22 protein-coding genes are annotated in these 16,717 nt (G+C 70.3%); 19 read left to right on the top strand and 3 right to left on the bottom strand.

Features of this window, described 5'->3' with window-relative positions; translation table 11 throughout:
• Positions 1–11 precede the first annotated feature (11 nt).
• Positions 12–1,163, bottom strand: coding sequence for a glutamate--cysteine ligase (locus D8M34_RS01680; protein WP_025103339.1), 1,152 nt, complete (start codon positions 1,161–1,163; stop codon positions 12–14).
• A 208-nt stretch (positions 1,164–1,371) separates the two neighbouring features.
• Between D8M34_RS01680 and rpsP the strand changes: the two genes are divergently transcribed.
• Genes rpsP through D8M34_RS01650 form a run of 6 tightly spaced genes read left to right on the top strand, consistent with a single transcriptional unit; the run spans position 1,372 to position 4,622 of the window.
• Positions 1,372–1,809, top strand: a complete 438-nt coding sequence (rpsP, locus tag D8M34_RS01675) for a 30S ribosomal protein S16 (RefSeq protein WP_025103340.1) — start codon at positions 1,372–1,374, stop codon at positions 1,807–1,809.
• Between the two features lie 6 nt (positions 1,810–1,815).
• Complete coding sequence (locus D8M34_RS01670; RefSeq protein WP_025103341.1) at positions 1,816–2,046, top strand: RNA-binding protein; 231 nt, start codon at positions 1,816–1,818, stop codon at positions 2,044–2,046.
• A gap of 1 nt (position 2,047) precedes the next feature.
• Complete coding sequence (gene rimM, locus D8M34_RS01665; RefSeq protein WP_126892983.1) at positions 2,048–2,644, top strand: ribosome maturation factor RimM; 597 nt, start codon at positions 2,048–2,050, stop codon at positions 2,642–2,644.
• Between the two features lie 19 nt (positions 2,645–2,663).
• Entirely contained in the window at positions 2,664–3,368 is a 705-nt protein-coding gene (trmD, locus tag D8M34_RS01660; RefSeq protein ID WP_126892982.1) for a tRNA (guanosine(37)-N1)-methyltransferase TrmD, read from the top strand.
• 40 nt (positions 3,369–3,408) lie between these two features.
• On the top strand, positions 3,409–4,143 hold the full coding sequence (locus D8M34_RS01655; RefSeq protein ID WP_126892981.1) for a class I SAM-dependent methyltransferase: 735 nt from the start codon (positions 3,409–3,411) through the stop codon (positions 4,141–4,143).
• A complete protein-coding gene (locus D8M34_RS01650) occupies positions 4,140–4,622 on the top strand; it encodes a pyrimidine dimer DNA glycosylase/endonuclease V (RefSeq protein ID WP_085607026.1) in 483 nt (160 codons plus the stop codon). Before D8M34_RS01655 ends, D8M34_RS01650 begins: the two co-directional genes overlap by 4 nt.
• Here D8M34_RS01650 and map read toward each other — a convergent pair.
• A complete protein-coding gene (map, locus tag D8M34_RS01645; protein WP_025103346.1) occupies positions 4,585–5,367 on the bottom strand; it encodes a type I methionyl aminopeptidase in 783 nt (260 codons plus the stop codon). The genes D8M34_RS01650 and map overlap by 38 nt on opposite strands.
• A gap of 108 nt (positions 5,368–5,475) precedes the next feature.
• On the opposite strand from map, the gene D8M34_RS01640 reads away from it, so the two are divergent.
• From D8M34_RS01640 to D8M34_RS01600, 9 genes are all read left to right on the top strand, one after another.
• Positions 5,476–5,964: an MFS transporter permease gene (locus D8M34_RS01640; protein WP_126892980.1), complete on the top strand. Its 489-nt coding sequence runs from the start codon at positions 5,476–5,478 to the stop codon at positions 5,962–5,964.
• A 169-nt stretch (positions 5,965–6,133) separates the two neighbouring features.
• Positions 6,134–6,484 (top strand): 50S ribosomal protein L19, encoded by a 351-nt coding sequence (gene rplS, locus D8M34_RS01635; RefSeq protein WP_025103348.1) that lies wholly within the window; start codon positions 6,134–6,136, stop codon positions 6,482–6,484.
• A 119-nt stretch (positions 6,485–6,603) separates the two neighbouring features.
• The gene (gene lepB / locus D8M34_RS01630) at positions 6,604–7,329 is read left to right on the top strand and encodes a signal peptidase I (protein WP_025103349.1); all 726 of its coding nucleotides are present in this window, start codon (positions 6,604–6,606) and stop codon (positions 7,327–7,329) included.
• Positions 7,326–7,985, top strand: coding sequence for a ribonuclease HII (locus D8M34_RS01625; RefSeq protein ID WP_085607030.1), 660 nt, complete (start codon positions 7,326–7,328; stop codon positions 7,983–7,985). The genes lepB and D8M34_RS01625 overlap by 4 nt, the downstream gene beginning before the upstream one ends.
• A 56-nt stretch (positions 7,986–8,041) precedes the next feature.
• Positions 8,042–8,368 (top strand): DUF2469 family protein, encoded by a 327-nt coding sequence (locus D8M34_RS01620; RefSeq protein WP_017204525.1) that lies wholly within the window; start codon positions 8,042–8,044, stop codon positions 8,366–8,368.
• Between the two features lie 111 nt (positions 8,369–8,479).
• Complete coding sequence (locus D8M34_RS01615) at positions 8,480–8,842, top strand: YraN family protein (protein ID WP_126892979.1); 363 nt, start codon at positions 8,480–8,482, stop codon at positions 8,840–8,842.
• The gene (locus D8M34_RS01610) at positions 8,839–10,368 is read left to right on the top strand and encodes a YifB family Mg chelatase-like AAA ATPase (RefSeq protein WP_126892978.1); all 1,530 of its coding nucleotides are present in this window, start codon (positions 8,839–8,841) and stop codon (positions 10,366–10,368) included. Before D8M34_RS01615 ends, D8M34_RS01610 begins: the two co-directional genes overlap by 4 nt.
• A complete protein-coding gene (gene dprA, locus D8M34_RS01605) occupies positions 10,365–11,549 on the top strand; it encodes a DNA-processing protein DprA (protein ID WP_085607036.1) in 1,185 nt (394 codons plus the stop codon). Before D8M34_RS01610 ends, dprA begins: the two co-directional genes overlap by 4 nt.
• 92 nt (positions 11,550–11,641) lie before the next feature.
• Positions 11,642–12,544, top strand: a complete 903-nt coding sequence (locus D8M34_RS01600) for a tyrosine-type recombinase/integrase (RefSeq protein ID WP_126892977.1) — start codon at positions 11,642–11,644, stop codon at positions 12,542–12,544.
• Between the two features lie 21 nt (positions 12,545–12,565).
• Here D8M34_RS01600 and D8M34_RS01595 read toward each other — a convergent pair whose 3' ends face one another.
• Positions 12,566–13,168 (bottom strand): murein hydrolase activator EnvC family protein, encoded by a 603-nt coding sequence (locus D8M34_RS01595; protein ID WP_126892976.1) that lies wholly within the window; start codon positions 13,166–13,168, stop codon positions 12,566–12,568.
• A gap of 306 nt (positions 13,169–13,474) precedes the next feature.
• Between D8M34_RS01595 and rpsB the strand changes: the two genes are divergently transcribed.
• The 4 genes from rpsB to frr all read left to right on the top strand — a co-directional run bounded on the left by rpsB (position 13,475) and on the right by frr (position 16,714).
• Positions 13,475–14,416 carry a 30S ribosomal protein S2 gene (rpsB, locus tag D8M34_RS01590; protein WP_025103356.1) on the top strand — a complete coding sequence of 314 codons (942 nt, stop codon included), beginning with the start codon at positions 13,475–13,477 and terminating at the stop codon, positions 14,414–14,416.
• Between the two features lie 41 nt (positions 14,417–14,457).
• Entirely contained in the window at positions 14,458–15,285 is an 828-nt protein-coding gene (gene tsf, locus D8M34_RS01585) for a translation elongation factor Ts (protein ID WP_025103357.1), read from the top strand.
• A 90-nt stretch (positions 15,286–15,375) separates the two neighbouring features.
• Positions 15,376–16,092: a UMP kinase gene (gene pyrH, locus D8M34_RS01580; protein ID WP_025103358.1), complete on the top strand. Its 717-nt coding sequence runs from the start codon at positions 15,376–15,378 to the stop codon at positions 16,090–16,092.
• Positions 16,093–16,159: 67 nt separating this feature from the next.
• On the top strand, positions 16,160–16,714 hold the full coding sequence (gene frr, locus D8M34_RS01575) for a ribosome recycling factor (RefSeq protein WP_062766584.1): 555 nt from the start codon (positions 16,160–16,162) through the stop codon (positions 16,712–16,714).
• Positions 16,715–16,717 lie beyond the last annotated feature (3 nt).

Below are 16,717 nucleotides of genomic sequence, written 5' to 3'. Positions count from 1 at the left end.
GGGCGTTCGCGTCACTCGCCTTCGATCGAGGACTGCGGTCCGGTCCGGAACTCCCGGATGAGGTGCTGGACCACGGCGCGGAGGTCGCCGTCCGTGGCGTCGGCGACCGCGAGCTGACGGGCGTAGCTCGCTCCGCCGTCGAGGATCGTCGCGATGCTGCCGAACTCGCGCACGCACCCGAGCTCGACGGCGACCGGGGCCAGTTCCTCGATCTTCTCGGTCAGGTGCTCGCGCACGGGGCGCTGCGTGCCGATCGTGTCGACGATGACCCGGGCGTCCAGGCCGTATCGGGCCGCGCGCCACTTGTTCTCGCGGTGGAACCACGCGGGGAGGTCGGGCAGGGCGGCCCCTTCATCCAGGAGCCGGGAGAAGTGCTCGACGAGGACCTGCACGAGCGCGGCCACCGCGGCCATCTCGGAGAGCGTGGATAGGCCGTCGCACGCGCGGACCTCGATCGTGCCCCAGCGCGGGGCGGGACGGATGTCCCAGCGCACTTCCGTGGCATCGGCCATGACACCGGTGCGGACCATGTCGTCCAGGTAGCGCTCGAACTCCGACCAGTCGCGCAGCGGCCAGGGAAGGCCCGCCGTGGGCAGCTGCTGGAAGACGAGAGCGCGATTGGAGGCGTACCCCGTGCGTTCCCCGGCCCAGAACGGGCTGGACGCCGACAGCGCCTGCAGGTGGGGGAGGTAGGCCGACAGTGCGTTGATGATGGGGAAGACCTTGCGCTGCTCGTCGACGCCCACGTGCACGTGGATGCCCCAGATCATCATGTTGCGCCCCCACCACTGGGTGCGCTCGATGAGGGTGTGGTACCGGGTCTTGTCGGTCACCGACTGGTCGTACCACTGGGCGAACGGGTGGCTTCCGGCGGAGAGCAGCTCGATCCCTGCCGGATCGGTGGCCGACCGCACGGCCGCGATCGCGTTCGCGATGTCGTCGACGGCGTGGGCCACGGAGTCGCCGATCCCGCTGGTCACCTCGATGGTGTTGGTGAGGAGCTCGCCGGTGACGGTGTGGCGTTCGTCCTCGCTCTCCGCCTCCAGCGCGGCGAGGAGCTCCGGCGCGCGACCGACGAGATCACCGGTCTCGGGATCGGCGAGCATGATCTCCCACTCGAGACCGACGGTGGAGCGGGCCGAAGCGGCGAAGTCGAGCTGCACGGGGACAGTCTGACACGGGGCTGGGCCTGCTCCGCAACGCCGTGTCGCCGGGTTTCGCACCCGGCGCACGCATCTGGCAGAATAGAGGGTCGGACGACGTGCTCGACCCTCTATCCAGCGCTCGTCCTCCTCATTTGAGCTTCCGCCGGGTGTGCACCCCACGCTCCAGGCGACCGGTTCGTTTCCTTCCACACCATTCAGGAGAATCGTGGCTGTCAAGATTCGTCTCAAGCGCATGGGCAAGATCCGCGCGCCGTACTACCGCATCGTCGTCGCCGACTCGCGCACCAAGCGCGACGGTCGCGTGATCGAGGAGATCGGCAAGTACCACCCCACCGAGGAGCCCTCGTTCATCGAGGTCGACTCCGAGCGTGCGCAGTACTGGCTCTCCGTCGGCGCGCAGCCGACCGAGCAGGTCACCGCCATCCTCAAGATCACCGGCGACTGGGGCACCTTCAAGGGCGACAAGGACGCGAAGTCCACCCTCAAGGTCGCCGGCGAGAAGGCCGCGTTCGAGGCCGACGCCTCGAAGAAGTCGGTCATCAAGCCCAAGGCGGAGAAGAAGGAGGAGGCCCCCGCTGCGGAGGCCCCCGCCGCTGACGCCGACGCGGAGGCCGCTGAGGCTCCCGCCGCCGACGCCGAGTAATCCATCGTGCTCGCCGCCGCGCTCGAACACATCGTCAAGGGGATCGTCGATCACCCCGAAGATGTGCGCATCCACGAATCCTCGTCGCCCCGTGGCGACCTGCTCGAGGTGCGTGTGCACCCCGACGACCGTGGACGCGTGATCGGGCGCGGCGGCCGCACGGCCAAGGCCCTGCGCACTCTCGTGAGCGCCCTCGCCGACGGGCGCCGCGTCCGCGTCGACGTCGCGGACGACTGACGTGGTGTCGCAGGACCGCATCCAGGGCCGTAACCAGCTGCGCGTCGGACGCCTGGTCAAGGCTCACGGGCTCAAGGGCGCCCTGAAGCTCGAGCTCTACACCGACAACCCGGAGCGGCGATTCGTCCCCGGGGCCGCGTTCACGTTGCAGGTGCCCGAGGCATCTCCGTGGCATGGCAAGGAGATCGTCGTCCGCGAATACCGCGTGATGAACGGCAACCCCGTCGTCTTCTTCGAGGACGTGGACGATCGCAACGCGGCCGAGAGCCTCGTCCGCGCCATCCTCTGGATGGACCAGGACGAGGACGAGACCGAGGACAACGCCTGGTTCGACCATCAGCTCGTCGGTCTGGACGTGGTCCGCGACGAGACCGTCGTCGGCCGCGTGGTCCGCGTCGAGCACCTGCCGGCGCAGGACCTCCTGATCGTGAAGCCGTCGACCGGCGGCACGGACGAGGTGATGGTCCCTTTCGTCGAGGCCATCGTCCCCACCGTCGACGTGGCGGCCGGCCGCGTCATCGTGACCCCGCCGGCCGGGCTCTTCGAGGAGCTTCCCGAGTCGGAGGACGGGACCGCCGCCTCCGACGGCGCCGAGTGACCGCTGATACGGTTCCCCCGTGCGCATCGACGTCGTCTCCATCTTCCCCTCGTACTTCGACGGACTGACGCTTTCCCTGCTCGGCAAGGCGCGAGGCTCAGGTCTGCTCGACCTGCAGGTGCACGATCTGCGCGACTGGACGCACGACCGGCATCGCACCGTCGACGACACCCCGTACGGCGGGGGAGCCGGCATGGTCATGAAGCCGGAGCCCTGGGGCCTCGCCCTCGATGAGCTCACGGCGGACGCCACCCCCGCGCCGACCATCATCTTCCCGTCGCCGGCCGGGGAGGTCTTCACCCAGGCGACCGCGCGGGAGCTCGCGGGACGCGAGCACCTCGTGTTCGGCTGCGGGCGCTACGAGGGCATCGACGAGCGCGTCTTCGAGTACGCCGCTGAGCGTGGCGAGGTGCGGCTGCTGAGCCTCGGCGACTACGTGCTCAACGGCGGCGAGGTGGCGACGATGGCGATGATCGAGGCCATCGGTCGGCTGATCCCGGGTGTCGTCGGCAATCCGGAGAGCCTGGTGGAGGAGTCGCACGAGGACGGCCTCCTCGAGTACCCGTCCTACACGAAGCCGTCGGTCTGGCGGGAGCGCGCCGTCCCCGACGTGCTCCTCAGCGGCAACCACGGCGCGATCGCGGCATGGCGGCGTGAGCAGCAGCTCGTCCGCACCCGCCTGCGACGCCCCGATCTGCTGCCGGACGCGCCGACCGACGGCTGACCCTGCCATCCGTCGCGACGAGTGCTGTTAGCGTCGAGGCATGGTGGATGTGACACGCGCGCGATCGTTCGAGAGCATCGGCGAGGAGTACGACCGCTACCGGCCGGGGTTCCCGGAGCGCGCGGCCGACATCATCGTTCCGGACCGCGTGGCGACGGCGCTCGACCTCGGCGCCGGCACCGGGAAGTTCACGGGCCTGCTCGTCGCGCGGGCGACGCAGGTGATCGCGATCGAGCCGTCCGCGCCGATGCTCGCCGTGCTCGCGCGCACGCTCCCGACGGTCGACGCGCGGCCGGGGACCGCGGAGAGCATCCCCGTTCCGGACGGCTCCGTCGATGCCGTCAGCGTCGCGCAGGCGTTCCACTGGTTCGATCGGGACGCGGCGGCGGCTGAGATCGCCCGCACGCTCGTCCCTCACGGAACGCTCGGGCTGCTGTGGAATCGCGCCGACCCCGCCTGTGCCTGGGATCTCGCGTGCCACCGGGTGGCGCATCCCGCGGTCGGCGCGGACGACGACACCTCCGCGTCGGCGACAGACCTTCCCGGTTTCGTCCTGGAGATCCACGAGGAGGTGCGCTGGACCGAGCGGATCACCCGCGAGGACTACCTCCGACGGTGGGGCACGGTGAGCAGCTTCCTCGTGGCGGACGAGGCACAGCGCACGGCGATGGTGGCGGCCCTGGAAGCGGTGCTGGACGGCACGGATGAGACGCGGGGGAAGGCGGAGTTCGATCTGCCGCACCTCACCGACGTGTTCCGTTACCGCCGCGCATGAGGATCTGGTCGCTGCATCCGGAGTACCTCGACCGTCAGGGGCTCGTCGCCTGCTGGCGGGAGACCCTCCTCGCTCAGGCGGTGCTCGCCGACGCCACGAAGGGGTATCAGCGACACCCGCAGCTCGAGCGCTTCCGGGCGACGGCCGATCCCGTGGCCACGGTGGGTGCGTACCTGGTGGGCGTCGCCGATGAGGCGGACGAGCGCGGCTACCGTTTCGACCGCACGCGTATCCGGCGCGCGGAGTCGGCGGTGCCGTCGATCCCGGTCACCACGGGTCAGCTGGCAAGCGAGTGGGCGCATCTGCGGGCGAAGCTCGCCGAGCGCAGCCCGGACGTGCTCCGTCGGCACGGGTCTGTGGAGCTACCGAAGGCGCACCCGCTGTTCGTCGTCGTGCCCGGGCCGGTCGCGCCCTGGGAGCGCGCCGACCCCGCGACCGGAGTCAGTCGACGCCGAGGAACGAGCGATCCGTCAGGATGATCGGTCCGTCCTCGGTGATGGCGATGGTGTGCTCGGAGTGCGCGCCGCGGGAGCCGTCCGCGCTCCGCAGCGTCCAGCCGTCGGGGTCGGTGATCAGCTCGTCCGTCGTCGCGAGGAACCAGGGCTCCAGGGCGAGCACGAGGCCGGCGCGGAGCGGGAAACCGCGTCCTGCGCGGCCGTCGTTCGCCACATGAGGGTCGCCGTGCATCGTGCGGCCGACGCCATGGCCCCCGAAGTCGGTGTTGATGGAGTAGCCCTCGCCGTGCGCGACGTCGGCGATCGCGGCGGAGATGTCGCCGATGCGCTTGCCGACCACCGAGGTCTCGATCGCGGCGGCCAGCGCGCGTTCCGTGGTGTCGATGAGACGGAGGTCCTCGTCCCGCGGCGTACCCACGACGAAGGAGACCGCGGAGTCGGCGACCCAGCCGTCGACCGAGACGGCGAAGTCCAGGGTGACGAGGTCGCCGTCCCGGAGCGCGTAGTCATACGGGAGGCCGTGCAGCACGGCGTCGTTCACCGAGGTGCAGATGACCTTGCCGAAGGGGCTCGCCCCGAAGGACGGGTGGTAGTCGATGTAGCAGGACTCGGCGCCGGCCTTGCGGATCATGTCATGGGCCCGGCGGTCGATCGCCAGGAGGTTGGTGCCGACCTTCGTCTCGTCGCGCAGGGTCGCCAGCGTCTCGGCGACGAACCGGCCTGCCGCGCGCATCTCATCGATCTCGGCAGGGGTGCGCAGTTCGATCATCAGTGTCCTCTCGTCGTCTCCATTCTCCCTGATCGGACGGGTGCCCGGCGCCTGCCGCTCTCAGCGAACACCCGTGACGCGCAGGCGCGGTCGCCGTAGCATCGGAGCATGTGGATCCGACAGGCCTTCTTCCGCTGGCTGCTGCCGTCGGCGTTCCTCCTGCCGCTGTGGCTGCTCATCGGCTGGGCCGTCTTCCAGGGCGGCTGGTCGATCCTCTGGGTGCTGCTCATCGCGATGCCCTCGGTGTTCCTGGGACAGCTCCTGCTCACGCTGCTGACGCGCTCCCGCCCGTCGGTCCGCGCCGAGCGCGCCGTCTCGTGGTGGGACGTCGCCGGGTTCGGTCTCTGGCACGCGCTCACGATCGCGGTCGGCTTCTTCATCGACGGGGCCTTCGGCTGGCTCCTCGCGGCCGCCATCGTCGCGGGCATCGCCCTGGTCTGGCTGCAGCTGTGGCAGCTCTGGAACGAGGCGCGGGGGAGTGGGACGCGCATCCGCGAGACCATCTCCTGGTCGACGATGACGCCGCCGCGCACCGACAGCCCGCAGACGAGCGTGCACGAGGTGATCGTGGTGCGGGAGACCGACGACAGGCTCTGACCCGCCGTTTTGGCCGGACCTGTCATCCGTGGCAGAATGGTTCTTTGTGCCGTGACCGGCTCTGCCCCAGGGGAGCCCGCGGACGCGTCAGCGCCGTTCGGCACACTCCCATTCTTGTTCCTTCCTAATCCGTGCATCCGACCTGAGGCGAGTGCAGAGAGAGACGATCATGCAGATCCTCGACGCCGTCGACGCGGCTTCGCTCCGTTCCGACATCCCCGAGTTCTTCCCCGGTGACACCGTCAAGGTGCACGTCAACATCACCGAGGGCAACCGCTCCCGTATCCAGGTCTTCCAGGGCGTCGTCATCGGCCGCCAGGGTGACAGCGTCCGCGAGACCTTCACCGTCCGGAAGATCAGCTTCCAGGTGGGTGTCGAGCGTACCTTCCCCGTGCACTCCCCGGTGATCGACCACATCGAGGTCGTCACCCGCGGTGACGTGCGTCGCGCCAAGCTCTACTACCTGCGCGAGCTCCGCGGCAAGAAGGCGAAGATCAAGGAGAAGCGCGTCAACAACTGACGCGAAGCTTCTTCACAGCACCCCGGGACACGATGTCCCGGGGTGCTTTCGTTCTGTCCCCGGTGTGCGAACCTTGTTACTGCCGTGCGCTCACGGTGCACTCTTCGAGAAGGAACCAGATGACTGACTCTCCGTCCGCACGCCCGACACGACGGCGGCGCGGGTTCCTGGTCTTCCTCCGAGACGTGCTGGTCATCGTCGTCATCGCCGCGCTGGTGTCCTTCGTCATCAAGACGTTCGTCGTGCGCTCGTTCTACATCCCCTCGGCCTCCATGGAGCGGACGCTGCTGATCGACGACCGCATCCTCGTCGACGAGCTCACGCCGCGGTGGACCGGCTACGAGCGCGGCGACATCGTCGTCTTCAAGGATCCGGGCGGGTGGCTCGACCCGATGCCGCAGGCGCCGGCACAGCCGCCGCTGGTCAAGGCCGTCGATTGGGTTCTCACCTTCGTGGGCATCTCGGCGACCGACACCCAGGACCACCTCGTCAAGCGCGTGATCGGGGTCGAGGGCGACCACGTGGTGTGCTGCAACGCGCTGGGGCAGATCACGATCAACGGCGCCCCGATCGACGAGCTGAGCTACCTGAACCTCCCCGAGGGGGACACCGCGGCCTCCAACGAGCCGTTCGACGTCGTCGTGCCGGAGGACTCCGTATGGCTCCTCGGCGACAACCGGGACCGCTCCCGCGACGCCCGCGCACACCAGGAGCTGCCCAGCGGCGGTTTCGTCCCCGTCTCCAACATCGTGGGCAAGGCGTTCCTGACGACCTGGCCGCTCGACCGATTCGGACCGATCGACGGCCACCACGACATCTTCACGGGAGTGCCGGACCCCGAATGACCGTCATCACGCCTCGACTGACCCTGGAGCGGAAGCTCCTGGGGGAGTGCGACCTCATCATCGCTCTCGATGAGGTCGGTCGCGGCGCACTGGCGGGACCGGTGGCCGTCGGAGCAGCCGTGATGGACGCCACAGGCGCCCGCCGTCGGGTTCCGGAGGGCCTGCGCGACTCGAAGCTGGTCCCCGAGCGCCGGCGACCCGACGTCGCCGCCCGGGCGGCCTCCTGGGTGCAGGCCTCGGCCGTTGGCTGGGCGACCGCGGCGGAGGTCGACGAGGTCGGGATCATGCGGGCGCTGGGGCTCGCCGCCTCGCGGGCCGTGGAGGGGGTGGTGGCGCTGGGCGCGACGGTCGAGAACGCCCTGGTTCTCCTCGACGGCAACCACGACTACGTCTCGCGAGTGCATCCCGTGCCCCTGCGTGTGCGGCCCGTCATCAAGGCGGATCGCGACTGCGCCTCGGTGTCCGCGGCGTCGGTGATCGCGAAGGTCGCGAGAGACGGTCACATGGCGGAGCTGCACGAGGGTCACCGTGACTACCAGTGGGATCGCAACAAGGGGTACGCGAGCCCGGAGCACCGGGAGGCCATCCGCTCGTTCGGGCTCTCCCCGTTCCACCGGTCGTCGTGGGCGATCGCCGACGCGCCGACGCTGTTCTGAGAGGCCGCGCCCGGGATGCCGCGACCGGCGCCGGACGACCATAGGATGGACTCATCATGGATGAGGAAGCCTTCGACGACTACGACCGCGAGCTGGAGCTCGCGCTGTTCCGCGAGTACCGCGACGTCGTCTCTCAGTTCCAGTACGTCGTGGAGACCGAGCGTCGCTTCTACCTGGCCAACGAGGTCAACGTCGTGCGGCGGGACACCGAGCACGACTTCTACTTCGAGATCTCCATGAGCGACGTGTGGGTGTGGGACATCTACCGGGCCGACCGCTTCGTGAAGGCCGTCCGGGTGCTCACGTTCAAGGACGTGAACGTCGAGGAGCTCCAGCGTCGCGAGTTCGAACTGCCGCAGGAGCTCTCCCTCGACGGAGAGTGACGCGGCGCGCCGTTCCTGCACAGCGGTGACATTCTTCGCCGTTTCCACAGCCTCTGGACTGGTCGCGCGGGACCACGGCGGTGACGGGGTGCTGACGTCCATCCTTTCGGGATGGCAGCGAAAGACGACCTCGGACGAGCCGGGGAGCAGCAGGCAGCGGACTATCTGACGAAGCGCGGGTATCGGATCGTCGACCGCAACTGGCGGTGTCCCCAGGGCGAACTGGATCTCGTGGCGATCGTCGGGGCTCACCTGTCCGTCATCGAGGTCAAGACGCGGCGGTCGACGGCGTTCGGGCACCCGTTCGACGCCATCGATGACCGGAAGCGTCGGCGGCTGTGGCGGCTCGCTCATGCGTGGCGGGCGGAGCATCTCGATCTGGCGCGCGGACGGGTCCTCCGGGTGGAAGCGATAGGTATCACCGGTGCGTCCCCGGGGACAGCCACCGTCGAGCACCTCGAGGACATCGCATGAGCACCGCACGCACGTGGTCCGTGGCGCTCACGGGAGCGGACGGGCACGTGGTGGAGGTCGAGGCCGACCTCTCCCCGCAGACGCCGGAGTTCCGCATCATCGGGCTCCCGGACAAATCCCTCGGGGAGGCGGTGCAGCGCGTGCACAACGCCTGCGTGAACTCCAGCCTCCCGCTTCCGCGGCGGCGCCTGACGGTGAACCTCTCACCGGCGAGTCTGCCCAAGCACGGGGCCGCCTTTGACCTCGCGATCGCGGTGGCCTGCCTGGCCGCGAGCGATGTGATCGCTCGGCGCGCCGTCCGGCAGACCGTGCACCTGGGGGAGCTCGGGCTGGACGGGCGGCTGCGTCCCGTGCCGGGCGTGCTTCCCGCCGTCTTCGCCGCCGCGCGCGCGGGGTTCGAGCGTGTGATCGTGCCCCACGGCAACGCGACCGAGGCGGGTCTCGTCGCCGGCGTGGAGGTGCGCGCCGCCGCCTCGCTCGCGGAGGTCGCCGCCTGGCACGGCGCGGACGTGGACGTGCCCGACGTCGAGCCGGTCCCGGGGCCACAACCGCCGGAGGACGACCCCGATGAGCGCGATCTGAGCGATGTCCTCGGACAGGAGGAAGCCGTCGAGGCGCTCATCGTCGCGGCCGCCGGTGGCCACAACATGCTCCTGAGCGGTCCGCCGGGAGCAGGGAAGACGATGCTCGCAGGGCGCCTGCCCGGGATCATGCCGCCGCTGACCGAGCAGGAGGCCATCGAGGTGGCCTCGGTGCGCTCCCTCTGCGGTGAGGCCGTGACCGGGCTCGACCATCAGCCCCCGCTGGTCGCGCCGCACCACAGCGCCTCTGTGGCGGCGATGGTGGGAGGCGGATCGCGGACGGCGCGACCCGGAGCGGTGGCCCGTGCGCACCGGGGCGTCCTCTTCCTCGACGAGGCGGCGGAGTTCCCGCGGGTGGCCCTGGACGCGCTCCGTCAGCCGCTCGAGACCGGCTTCGTGGACGTGCATCGGTCCGGCTTCGTGGTGCGGTTCCCGGCGCGTTTCCAGCTGCTTCTGGCGATGAACCCGTGTCCCTGCGGCAACCGGGGCGTGCGTGATGGCGACTGCATCTGTCCGCCGCAGGCGCTGCGGCGTTACGCCACTCGGCTCTCCGGTCCGTTGCGCGACCGGCTCGACATCGATCTCCCGGTCACGCGCGTCGCGGCGTCGCGCTCGCTGGCGGGGGAGCGGTCGGGTGTCACGACCGTCGAGGCGCGGAACCGCGTCGGAGCGGCGCGCGCACGGGCCGAGCGGCGTTGGCGCGGTACGCCGTGGCGTCGGAACGCGGAGATCCCCGGCACCGTGCTTCGCCACGGCGGCTACCGTCTCCCGTCGGACGTGCGGGCGGGGCTCGATCGGGCGTTGGAACGCGGCGCGTTGACGCTCCGCGGCTACGACCGCGTCCTCCGGGTCGCCTGGACCATGGCCGATCTCTCCGGGCGGGACAGTCCCGGTTCGGACGAGGTCGGGCGGGCGCTCCTCCTGCGGACGGGGGCGGCACGATGATCGACGGACTCCTCTCCCAGAAGGATGCGCTCGACGCCGCGCGGGGCGTGCGCGGGACAGAGGAGGTGACGGAGGCGCTGGCGCGGGTCGCGTGGTCCGTCATCGCCGACCCGGGGGACGCCGTCGCCGCGACCCTCGTGCGCGAGTTCGGACCGGCCGACGGGCTGCGCTTCGCGTTGGACGGGGCAGGGCGGTCCTGGCCGGTGGTCCGCGCCCTCGGCGCCCGGCGGGCTCTCGACGAGGCGCGCGCACGGTGGCGGCAGCGCGCCGACCCGGTGGCTGTGGTCGCGGCCCTCCGCGGCGCGCAGAAAGCTGGTGCGCGGCTGCTGCTCCCCGGAGACCCCGACTGGCCGACGGCTGTCGACGATCTCGATGCGGAGGCGCCGATGGTGCTGTGGGTGCGCGGGCGCAGCGACCTCCTGACGAGCGCCGCGCGTGTCGCCATTGTTGGTGCCAGAGCGGCCACCGCTTATGGCGAGCGGGTCGCCGCCGACATGGCCGGAGATCTGGCCCTGGGCGACACGGCTGTCGTGTCCGGCGGAGCTTATGGCATCGACGGAGCGGCACACCGCGCCGCGTTGACCGTCGGCGGGGGAACGATCGCGGTCCTCGCCGGGGGAGTCGACCGCCCGTACCCCGCAGGTCACCGTAACCTCCTGGCCCGGATCGCGGTCGACGGGGTCGTCGTCAGCGAGGTGCCGTGTGGCACGGCGCCGACGCGGTGGCGCTTCCTCGCGCGCAATCGACTGATCGCGGCCCTGGGGCAGGCCACGGTGGTCGTCGAGGCGGGCTGGCGCAGCGGCTCCCTCAATACGGCGGGGCATGCGGCGACGCTGGGCAGGCCGCTCGGCGCGGTACCCGGTCCGGTGACGTCTGCGTCCTCGGCCGGCTGTCACCGGCTGCTGCGCGAATACGACGCGGTGTGCGTCACCTCCGCGGCGGAGGTCGCCGAGATGCTCCCTGTCGGTGCCCGGTCGCCCCGGGGACGTGAAGCGACGGACGAGGGGCGGGTGGGGCTCCTCCGCGCGCTGAGCACGCGGACCGCTCGGACGGAGGCGGAGCTCGCGCAGCGCGCGGGTCTCACCGTCGAGCGGACGAGGGCCCTGCTCGGTCTGCTCGACCTCGACGGGCTCGCTCGCCGCGACGGGGACGGCTGGCGCGGAAGGGGCGCGGCGCCCTAGGGGTACGCGCTGACGGGGTGCGGAGCGCTCGTCGTCGGTCGCGCCCGGCGGGGCGCGTCGCTCTGAAGGCGGGGGAGCGGCAGGCTGGGGATATGGACTTCGCGGTCGCCGTCGAGGCGTTCGCCGACCACCTCGAGAAGGTACGTCGGCTCTCTCCGGCGACCGTGAAGGCGTACCGCTCCGATCTGCGAGACCTCGGGGCGAGCGTCGGGGGCGGCCCGGTCGACCGGATCGACCTGGAGATGCTGCGCGAATGGCTCTGGCAGGCGACCCAGCGTGGTGACGCCCGGGCGACGCTGGCCCGACGCGCAGCCACCGCGCGGGCGTTCTTCGGCTGGGCGCGCGAGCAGGACATCGTCCCCCTCGACCCCAGCCTGCGGCTCGTGGCGCCGAAGCGCGCGAAGACGCTGCCGACGGTGGCATCGAAGGACGCGATGACGGAGCTGTTGGAGCGACACCGGCAGGCGGCGTCCTCGAGCGATCCCACCGCCCTCCGCGACCATGCGGTGCTGGAGCTCCTCTACGGCGCCGCGGTCCGCGTCTCCGAGCTCTGCGGCCTCGACATCGACGACCTGGATCTCGATCGGGGCACGGCCCTCGTGCGGGGCAAGGGCGACAAGGAGCGCGTCGTCCCGTTCGGCGCGCCGGCGCGGGATGCGCTCACCGCCTACCTGCGCCGCGCTCGACCGGCTCTGCTCGCGCGGTCCGGCGCCGCGTCGCCCGCCGTCTTCCTCGGCAGTCGCGGGGGACGTATCGGTCCGCGGACGGTCTACGAGGTGGTCGCCCGTGCGCTCGCGCCCGTCGTCGGCGCCGAGACCGTCGGTCCGCACGCCCTCCGCCATACGGCGGCGACCCACCTGCTGGACGGTGGTGCGGATCTCCGCGCGGTGCAGGAGATCCTGGGGCACGCGAGCCTGGGCACCACCCAGATCTACACGCATGTCTCGGCGGAGCGGCTGACGGCGACGTATCGTCTGGCGCACCCTCGGGCCTGAGCGCGAAGCCCGCGCGTCGGGTCATCCGTCGCAGCAGGGCAGGAGGCGCGCCCGCAGGAGACCGCCGAACAGCACCATCGGGTTGAGGTACTCGCCGTCGCGTCGTACCCCGATGTGCAGCGCGTCCGGGGGAGTGTGACCGCCCGTGGCGACACGGCCGATGTCCTGGCCCCGGCGGACCGGGTCTCCCGCGCGCAGGGGCGACTCCACCGGCTCGAACGTGCTCACGAGACCGTCGGCGTGTCGGATCGTGAGCAGCGGGCGATCGACGACGACGCCCTGGTACGCGACCACCCCCTCCGCCGGGGCGAGGACGGCGTCGCCCGCGCTCGCGACGATATCCATACCGCGGTGCCCGGGACCGTAGGCGTGCGCCGGCGCGCGGTAGGCGACGCTCACGCGCCGAGTCCCCTCGACGGGCCACCGCCAGGGAACGTCGGAGACGAACTCGTCGGGCACGGGCGTGAGGCTGTGCGGTGCCGACAACGCTCGCGCGGCGGGAGGAGACGGGAACGGAGCACCGCCGCACAGGAGCACGACAGCGGCGAGCACGGTGGCGATCAGCACCCGGAGCAGCGAGGGGTGCGGGAAAGAGCGAGGGCGAGGAGTGGATGGAGGAGTCATCACGCGAGTGTGCGTGGCCGGTGCGGGCCGGTGGAGCGGGTTCTCTCCGCCGGGGCCGGAGGCAGGGGAGAAGACCAGGAATTGCGCTGCTGGGGAGGACGAGCTGTGGGCGCATGATCCTGTATGCTGGACGAGCACCTCGATCTCGGGGTGACTACGCGTGCCCAGAGCGACTCCGTCGTGGCATCCACTCCCGCAGGTCCCGTCTCCGAACGGGTGGGCGTGAGCCGGGCACCAGGATGTCCGACCGTCCGGTCGGCATGACAACCTCAACGGCGCGTCCCGCGCCAGAATCAGGAGACGACCATGGCTGTGGTCACCATCCGTCAGCTGCTCGACAGCGGCGTGCACTTCGGACACCAGACCCGTCGGTGGAACCCGAAGGTGAAGCGCTTCATCCTCACGGAGCGCAGCGGCATCCACATCATCGACCTCCAGCAGTCGCTCGGCTACATCGACAAGGCGTACGACTTCGTCAAGGAGACCGTGGCGCACGGCGGCACGATCCTCTTCGTCGGCACCAAGAAGCAGGCGCAGGAGATCCTCGCGGAGCAGGCCACGCGCGTCGGCCAGCCCTACGTGAACCAGCGCTGGCTCGGCGGCCTCCTCACCAACTTCTCCACCATCGCGAAGCGTCTCGCCCGCATGAAGGAGCTCGAGGAGCTCGACTACGAGAACCCCTCCGCCTCCGGCTTTACGAAGAAGGAGCTGCTGCTCAAGAAGCGCGAGCTGGACAAGCTGCACAAGTCGCTGGGCGGTATCCGCAACCTCACCAAGACGCCGTCCGCCCTCTGGGTCGTCGACGCCAAGCGTGAGCACCTCGCCATCGACGAGGCCAAGAAGCTCGGCATCCCGGTGATCGGCATCCTCGACACCAACGCCGACCCGGACGACTTCCAGTACCCGATCCCCGGCAACGACGACGCCATCCGTTCGGTGTCGCTGCTGACGCGCATCATCGCCGACGCCGCCGCCGAGGGCCTGCAGCAGAAGCACAACCCGGAGTCGGGCGACGCCGAGCCGCTGGCCGAGTGGGAGAAGGAGCTTCTCGAGGCTCCAGTGCAGGAGTCCGCTGACGCCGCCGAGGTCGTGACCGCGGATGACGAGGCCGCCGTCGTCGAGACCCCGGCCGCCGACGCCACCGCCGCCGACGAGGCCGGTGCCCAGGCGCACGACGAGGCGATCGCCGCCGCTTCCGGTGAGGAGACCGCCGAGGTCGCCGCCGCCGAGGCCGCTGACGCCAAGTAATCCCTCGTACACCCACACAACGAAGCAAGGAGCCACCACACATGGCCAACTTCACCATCGCCGACCTCAAGGCGCTGCGTGAGCAGCTCGGCACGGGAATGGTCGACACCAAGAAGGCGCTCGAGGAGGCTGACGGCGACGTCGAGAAGGCCACCGAGATCCTGCGCCTGAAGGGTGCGAAGGGCAACGCCAAGCGCGCCGACCGTTCGACCAGCGAGGGCCTCGTCGTCGCTCGCGAGCAGGACGGCGCCGTGACGCTCGTCGAGCTCGCCTGCGAGACCGACTTCGTCGCGAAGAACGAGCGCTTCATCGCGCTGGCCGACAAGGTCGCCGACGCCGTCGCCGCCGTGAAGGCCGACTCGGTCGAGGCCGCCCTGGCCGCTCCGGCGGGCGACAAGACCGTCGAGCAGCTCATCTCGGAAGAGGCCGCCATCATCGGCGAGAAGGTCGAGCTCCGTCGCGTGCGCACCGTCACCGGTGACAGCGTCGAGGTCTACCTGCACCGCACGAGCAAGGACCTGCCGCCGCAGATCGGCGTCGTCGTCGCCTACACGGGTGACGACGCCGCGACCGCGCGCAGCATCGCCCAGCACATCTCGTTCGCCAACCCGTCGTACCTGTCCCGCGAGGACGTCCCGGCGGACGCGGTCGAGAAGGAGCGCGAGATCGTCACCGAGATCTCCCGCAACGAGGGCAAGCCCGAGGCCGCCCTGCCGAAGATCGTCGAGGGCCGTGTCGCCGCGTTCATCAAGCAGGTCGCCCTGCTCGAGCAGGACTACGCGAAGGACAACAAGCTCTCCGTCGCCCAGGTGGCGAAGGACGCCGGTATCACCGTGACGGACTTCGCGCGCTTCAAGGTCGGCGCGTAGCACTGTCGAAGGGGTTCGGATCACTCGATCCGAACCCCTTCTTCATGCCTACCAGGCACTATCTTGAATCGGGACGAGAGGACATCCCCCATGACTGAACGCACCGGACGCCGCCGCGTCCTCCTGAAGCTCTCCGGAGAGGCGTTCGGCGCCGGTCAGCTCGGCGTGAACCCTGACGTGGTCAGCCAGATGGCGCGGGAGATCGCCGCCGCGGTCGACCGCGTCGAGGTGGCCGTCGTCGTCGGCGGGGGCAACTTCTTCCGCGGCGCGGAGCTCAGCCAGCGGGGAATGGACCGCGGACGAGCGGACTACATGGGCATGCTCGGCACCGTCATGAACGCGCTCGCGCTGCAGGACTTCCTGGAGCAGGCGGGCGCCGCCACCCGCGTGCAGTCCGCGATCTCGATGACCCAGGTCGCCGAGCCCTACATCCCGCGTCGCGCAGAGCGCCACATGGAGAAGGGCCGCGTCGTGATCTTCGGCGCCGGCGCAGGCCTGCCGTACTTCTCCACCGACACCGTGGCCGCACAGCGCGCCCTGGAGATCGGCGCACAGGAGGTGCTCGTCGCCAAGAACGGCGTCGACGCCATCTACACCGCCGACCCGAACAAGCACGCCGACGCGGAGCGCATCGAGCGCGTGACCTACCGCGACGCGCTGCAGCAGGGACTCAAGGTCGTCGACTCCACGGCGTTCAGCCTGTGCATGGACAACAACATGGACATGCGCGTCTTCGGGATGGAGCCGGCGGGCAACGTGACCCGCGCGCTCCTGGGCGAGCCCATCGGCACGCTCGTCACGGCCTGAGCGCCTGCACGGGACGGGAGCCCGCTCCCGATAGAATTTCCAGAACACCCCGACGATAGGAGCCACCGTGATCGCGGACGTCCTCGCTGAAACCACCACCCGCATGTCCCGGGCCGTCGAGGCTGCCAAGGAGGACTTCTCCACGGTGCGCACGGGTCGTGCGAACCCCCAGCTCTTCCAGAAGGTGCTGGTCGACTACTACGGCACGCCGACGCCGCTGGCGCAGCTCGCCTCCCTCGCCAACCAGGAAGCGCGCACGCTCATCATCACGCCGTACGACAAGTCGGCGCTCAAGGCGATCGAGCAGGCGATCCGCGACATGCCGAACCTCGGGGCGAACCCCACGAACGACGGCAACCTCGTGCGGGTCACGATGCCCGAGCTCACCGCCGAGCGGCGCAAGGAGTACGTGAAGCTCGTGAAGTCGAAGGCCGAGGACGCCAAGGTCCACGTCCGCGGCATCCGCCGGAAGGCGAAGGACGAGCTGGACGCTCTGAAGAGCGAGCTCGGCGAGGACGAGATCGCCCGCGGCGAGAAGGAGCTGGACGCGCTGACCCGTCAGCACGTCGACCTCATCGACGACGCGCTCAAGCGCAAAGAGGCCGAACTCCTCGAGGTGTAGCTC

This window comes from Microbacterium sp. HSID17254 (assembly GCF_003989315.1).
Taxonomy (GTDB): Bacteria; Actinomycetota; Actinomycetes; order Actinomycetales; family Microbacteriaceae; genus Microbacterium.
Note: the sequence above shows the minus strand (reverse complement) of the source record. Positions and strands in the feature narration are given on the sequence as shown.

What these genes read in the sequence shown, in the direction of transcription:
- D8M34_RS01615 (WP_126892979.1), top strand. Translation starts at nt 8,480, where the DNA reads ATGGCAGCGAAAGACGACCTCGGACGAGCCGGGGAGCAGCAGGCAGCG.
- dprA (WP_085607036.1), top strand. Translation starts at nt 10,365, where the DNA reads ATGATCGACGGACTCCTCTCCCAGAAGGATGCGCTCGACGCCGCGCGG.
- rplS (WP_025103348.1), top strand. Translation starts at nt 6,134, where the DNA reads ATGCAGATCCTCGACGCCGTCGACGCGGCTTCGCTCCGTTCCGACATC.
- lepB (WP_025103349.1), top strand. Translation starts at nt 6,604, where the DNA reads ATGACTGACTCTCCGTCCGCACGCCCGACACGACGGCGGCGCGGGTTC.
- D8M34_RS01650 (WP_085607026.1), top strand. Translation starts at nt 4,140, where the DNA reads ATGAGGATCTGGTCGCTGCATCCGGAGTACCTCGACCGTCAGGGGCTC.
- D8M34_RS01620 (WP_017204525.1), top strand. Translation starts at nt 8,042, where the DNA reads ATGGATGAGGAAGCCTTCGACGACTACGACCGCGAGCTGGAGCTCGCG.
- map (WP_025103346.1), bottom strand. Translation starts at nt 5,367, where the DNA reads ATGATCGAACTGCGCACCCCTGCCGAGATCGATGAGATGCGCGCGGCA.
- rpsB (WP_025103356.1), top strand. Translation starts at nt 13,475, where the DNA reads ATGGCTGTGGTCACCATCCGTCAGCTGCTCGACAGCGGCGTGCACTTC.
- D8M34_RS01610 (WP_126892978.1), top strand. Translation starts at nt 8,839, where the DNA reads ATGAGCACCGCACGCACGTGGTCCGTGGCGCTCACGGGAGCGGACGGG.
- pyrH (WP_025103358.1), top strand. Translation starts at nt 15,376, where the DNA reads ATGACTGAACGCACCGGACGCCGCCGCGTCCTCCTGAAGCTCTCCGGA.
- D8M34_RS01600 (WP_126892977.1), top strand. Translation starts at nt 11,642, where the DNA reads ATGGACTTCGCGGTCGCCGTCGAGGCGTTCGCCGACCACCTCGAGAAG.
- D8M34_RS01655 (WP_126892981.1), top strand. Translation starts at nt 3,409, where the DNA reads ATGGTGGATGTGACACGCGCGCGATCGTTCGAGAGCATCGGCGAGGAG.
- tsf (WP_025103357.1), top strand. Translation starts at nt 14,458, where the DNA reads ATGGCCAACTTCACCATCGCCGACCTCAAGGCGCTGCGTGAGCAGCTC.
- D8M34_RS01625 (WP_085607030.1), top strand. Translation starts at nt 7,326, where the DNA reads ATGACCGTCATCACGCCTCGACTGACCCTGGAGCGGAAGCTCCTGGGG.
- D8M34_RS01640 (WP_126892980.1), top strand. Translation starts at nt 5,476, where the DNA reads ATGTGGATCCGACAGGCCTTCTTCCGCTGGCTGCTGCCGTCGGCGTTC.
- D8M34_RS01595 (WP_126892976.1), bottom strand. Translation starts at nt 13,168, where the DNA reads ATGACTCCTCCATCCACTCCTCGCCCTCGCTCTTTCCCGCACCCCTCG.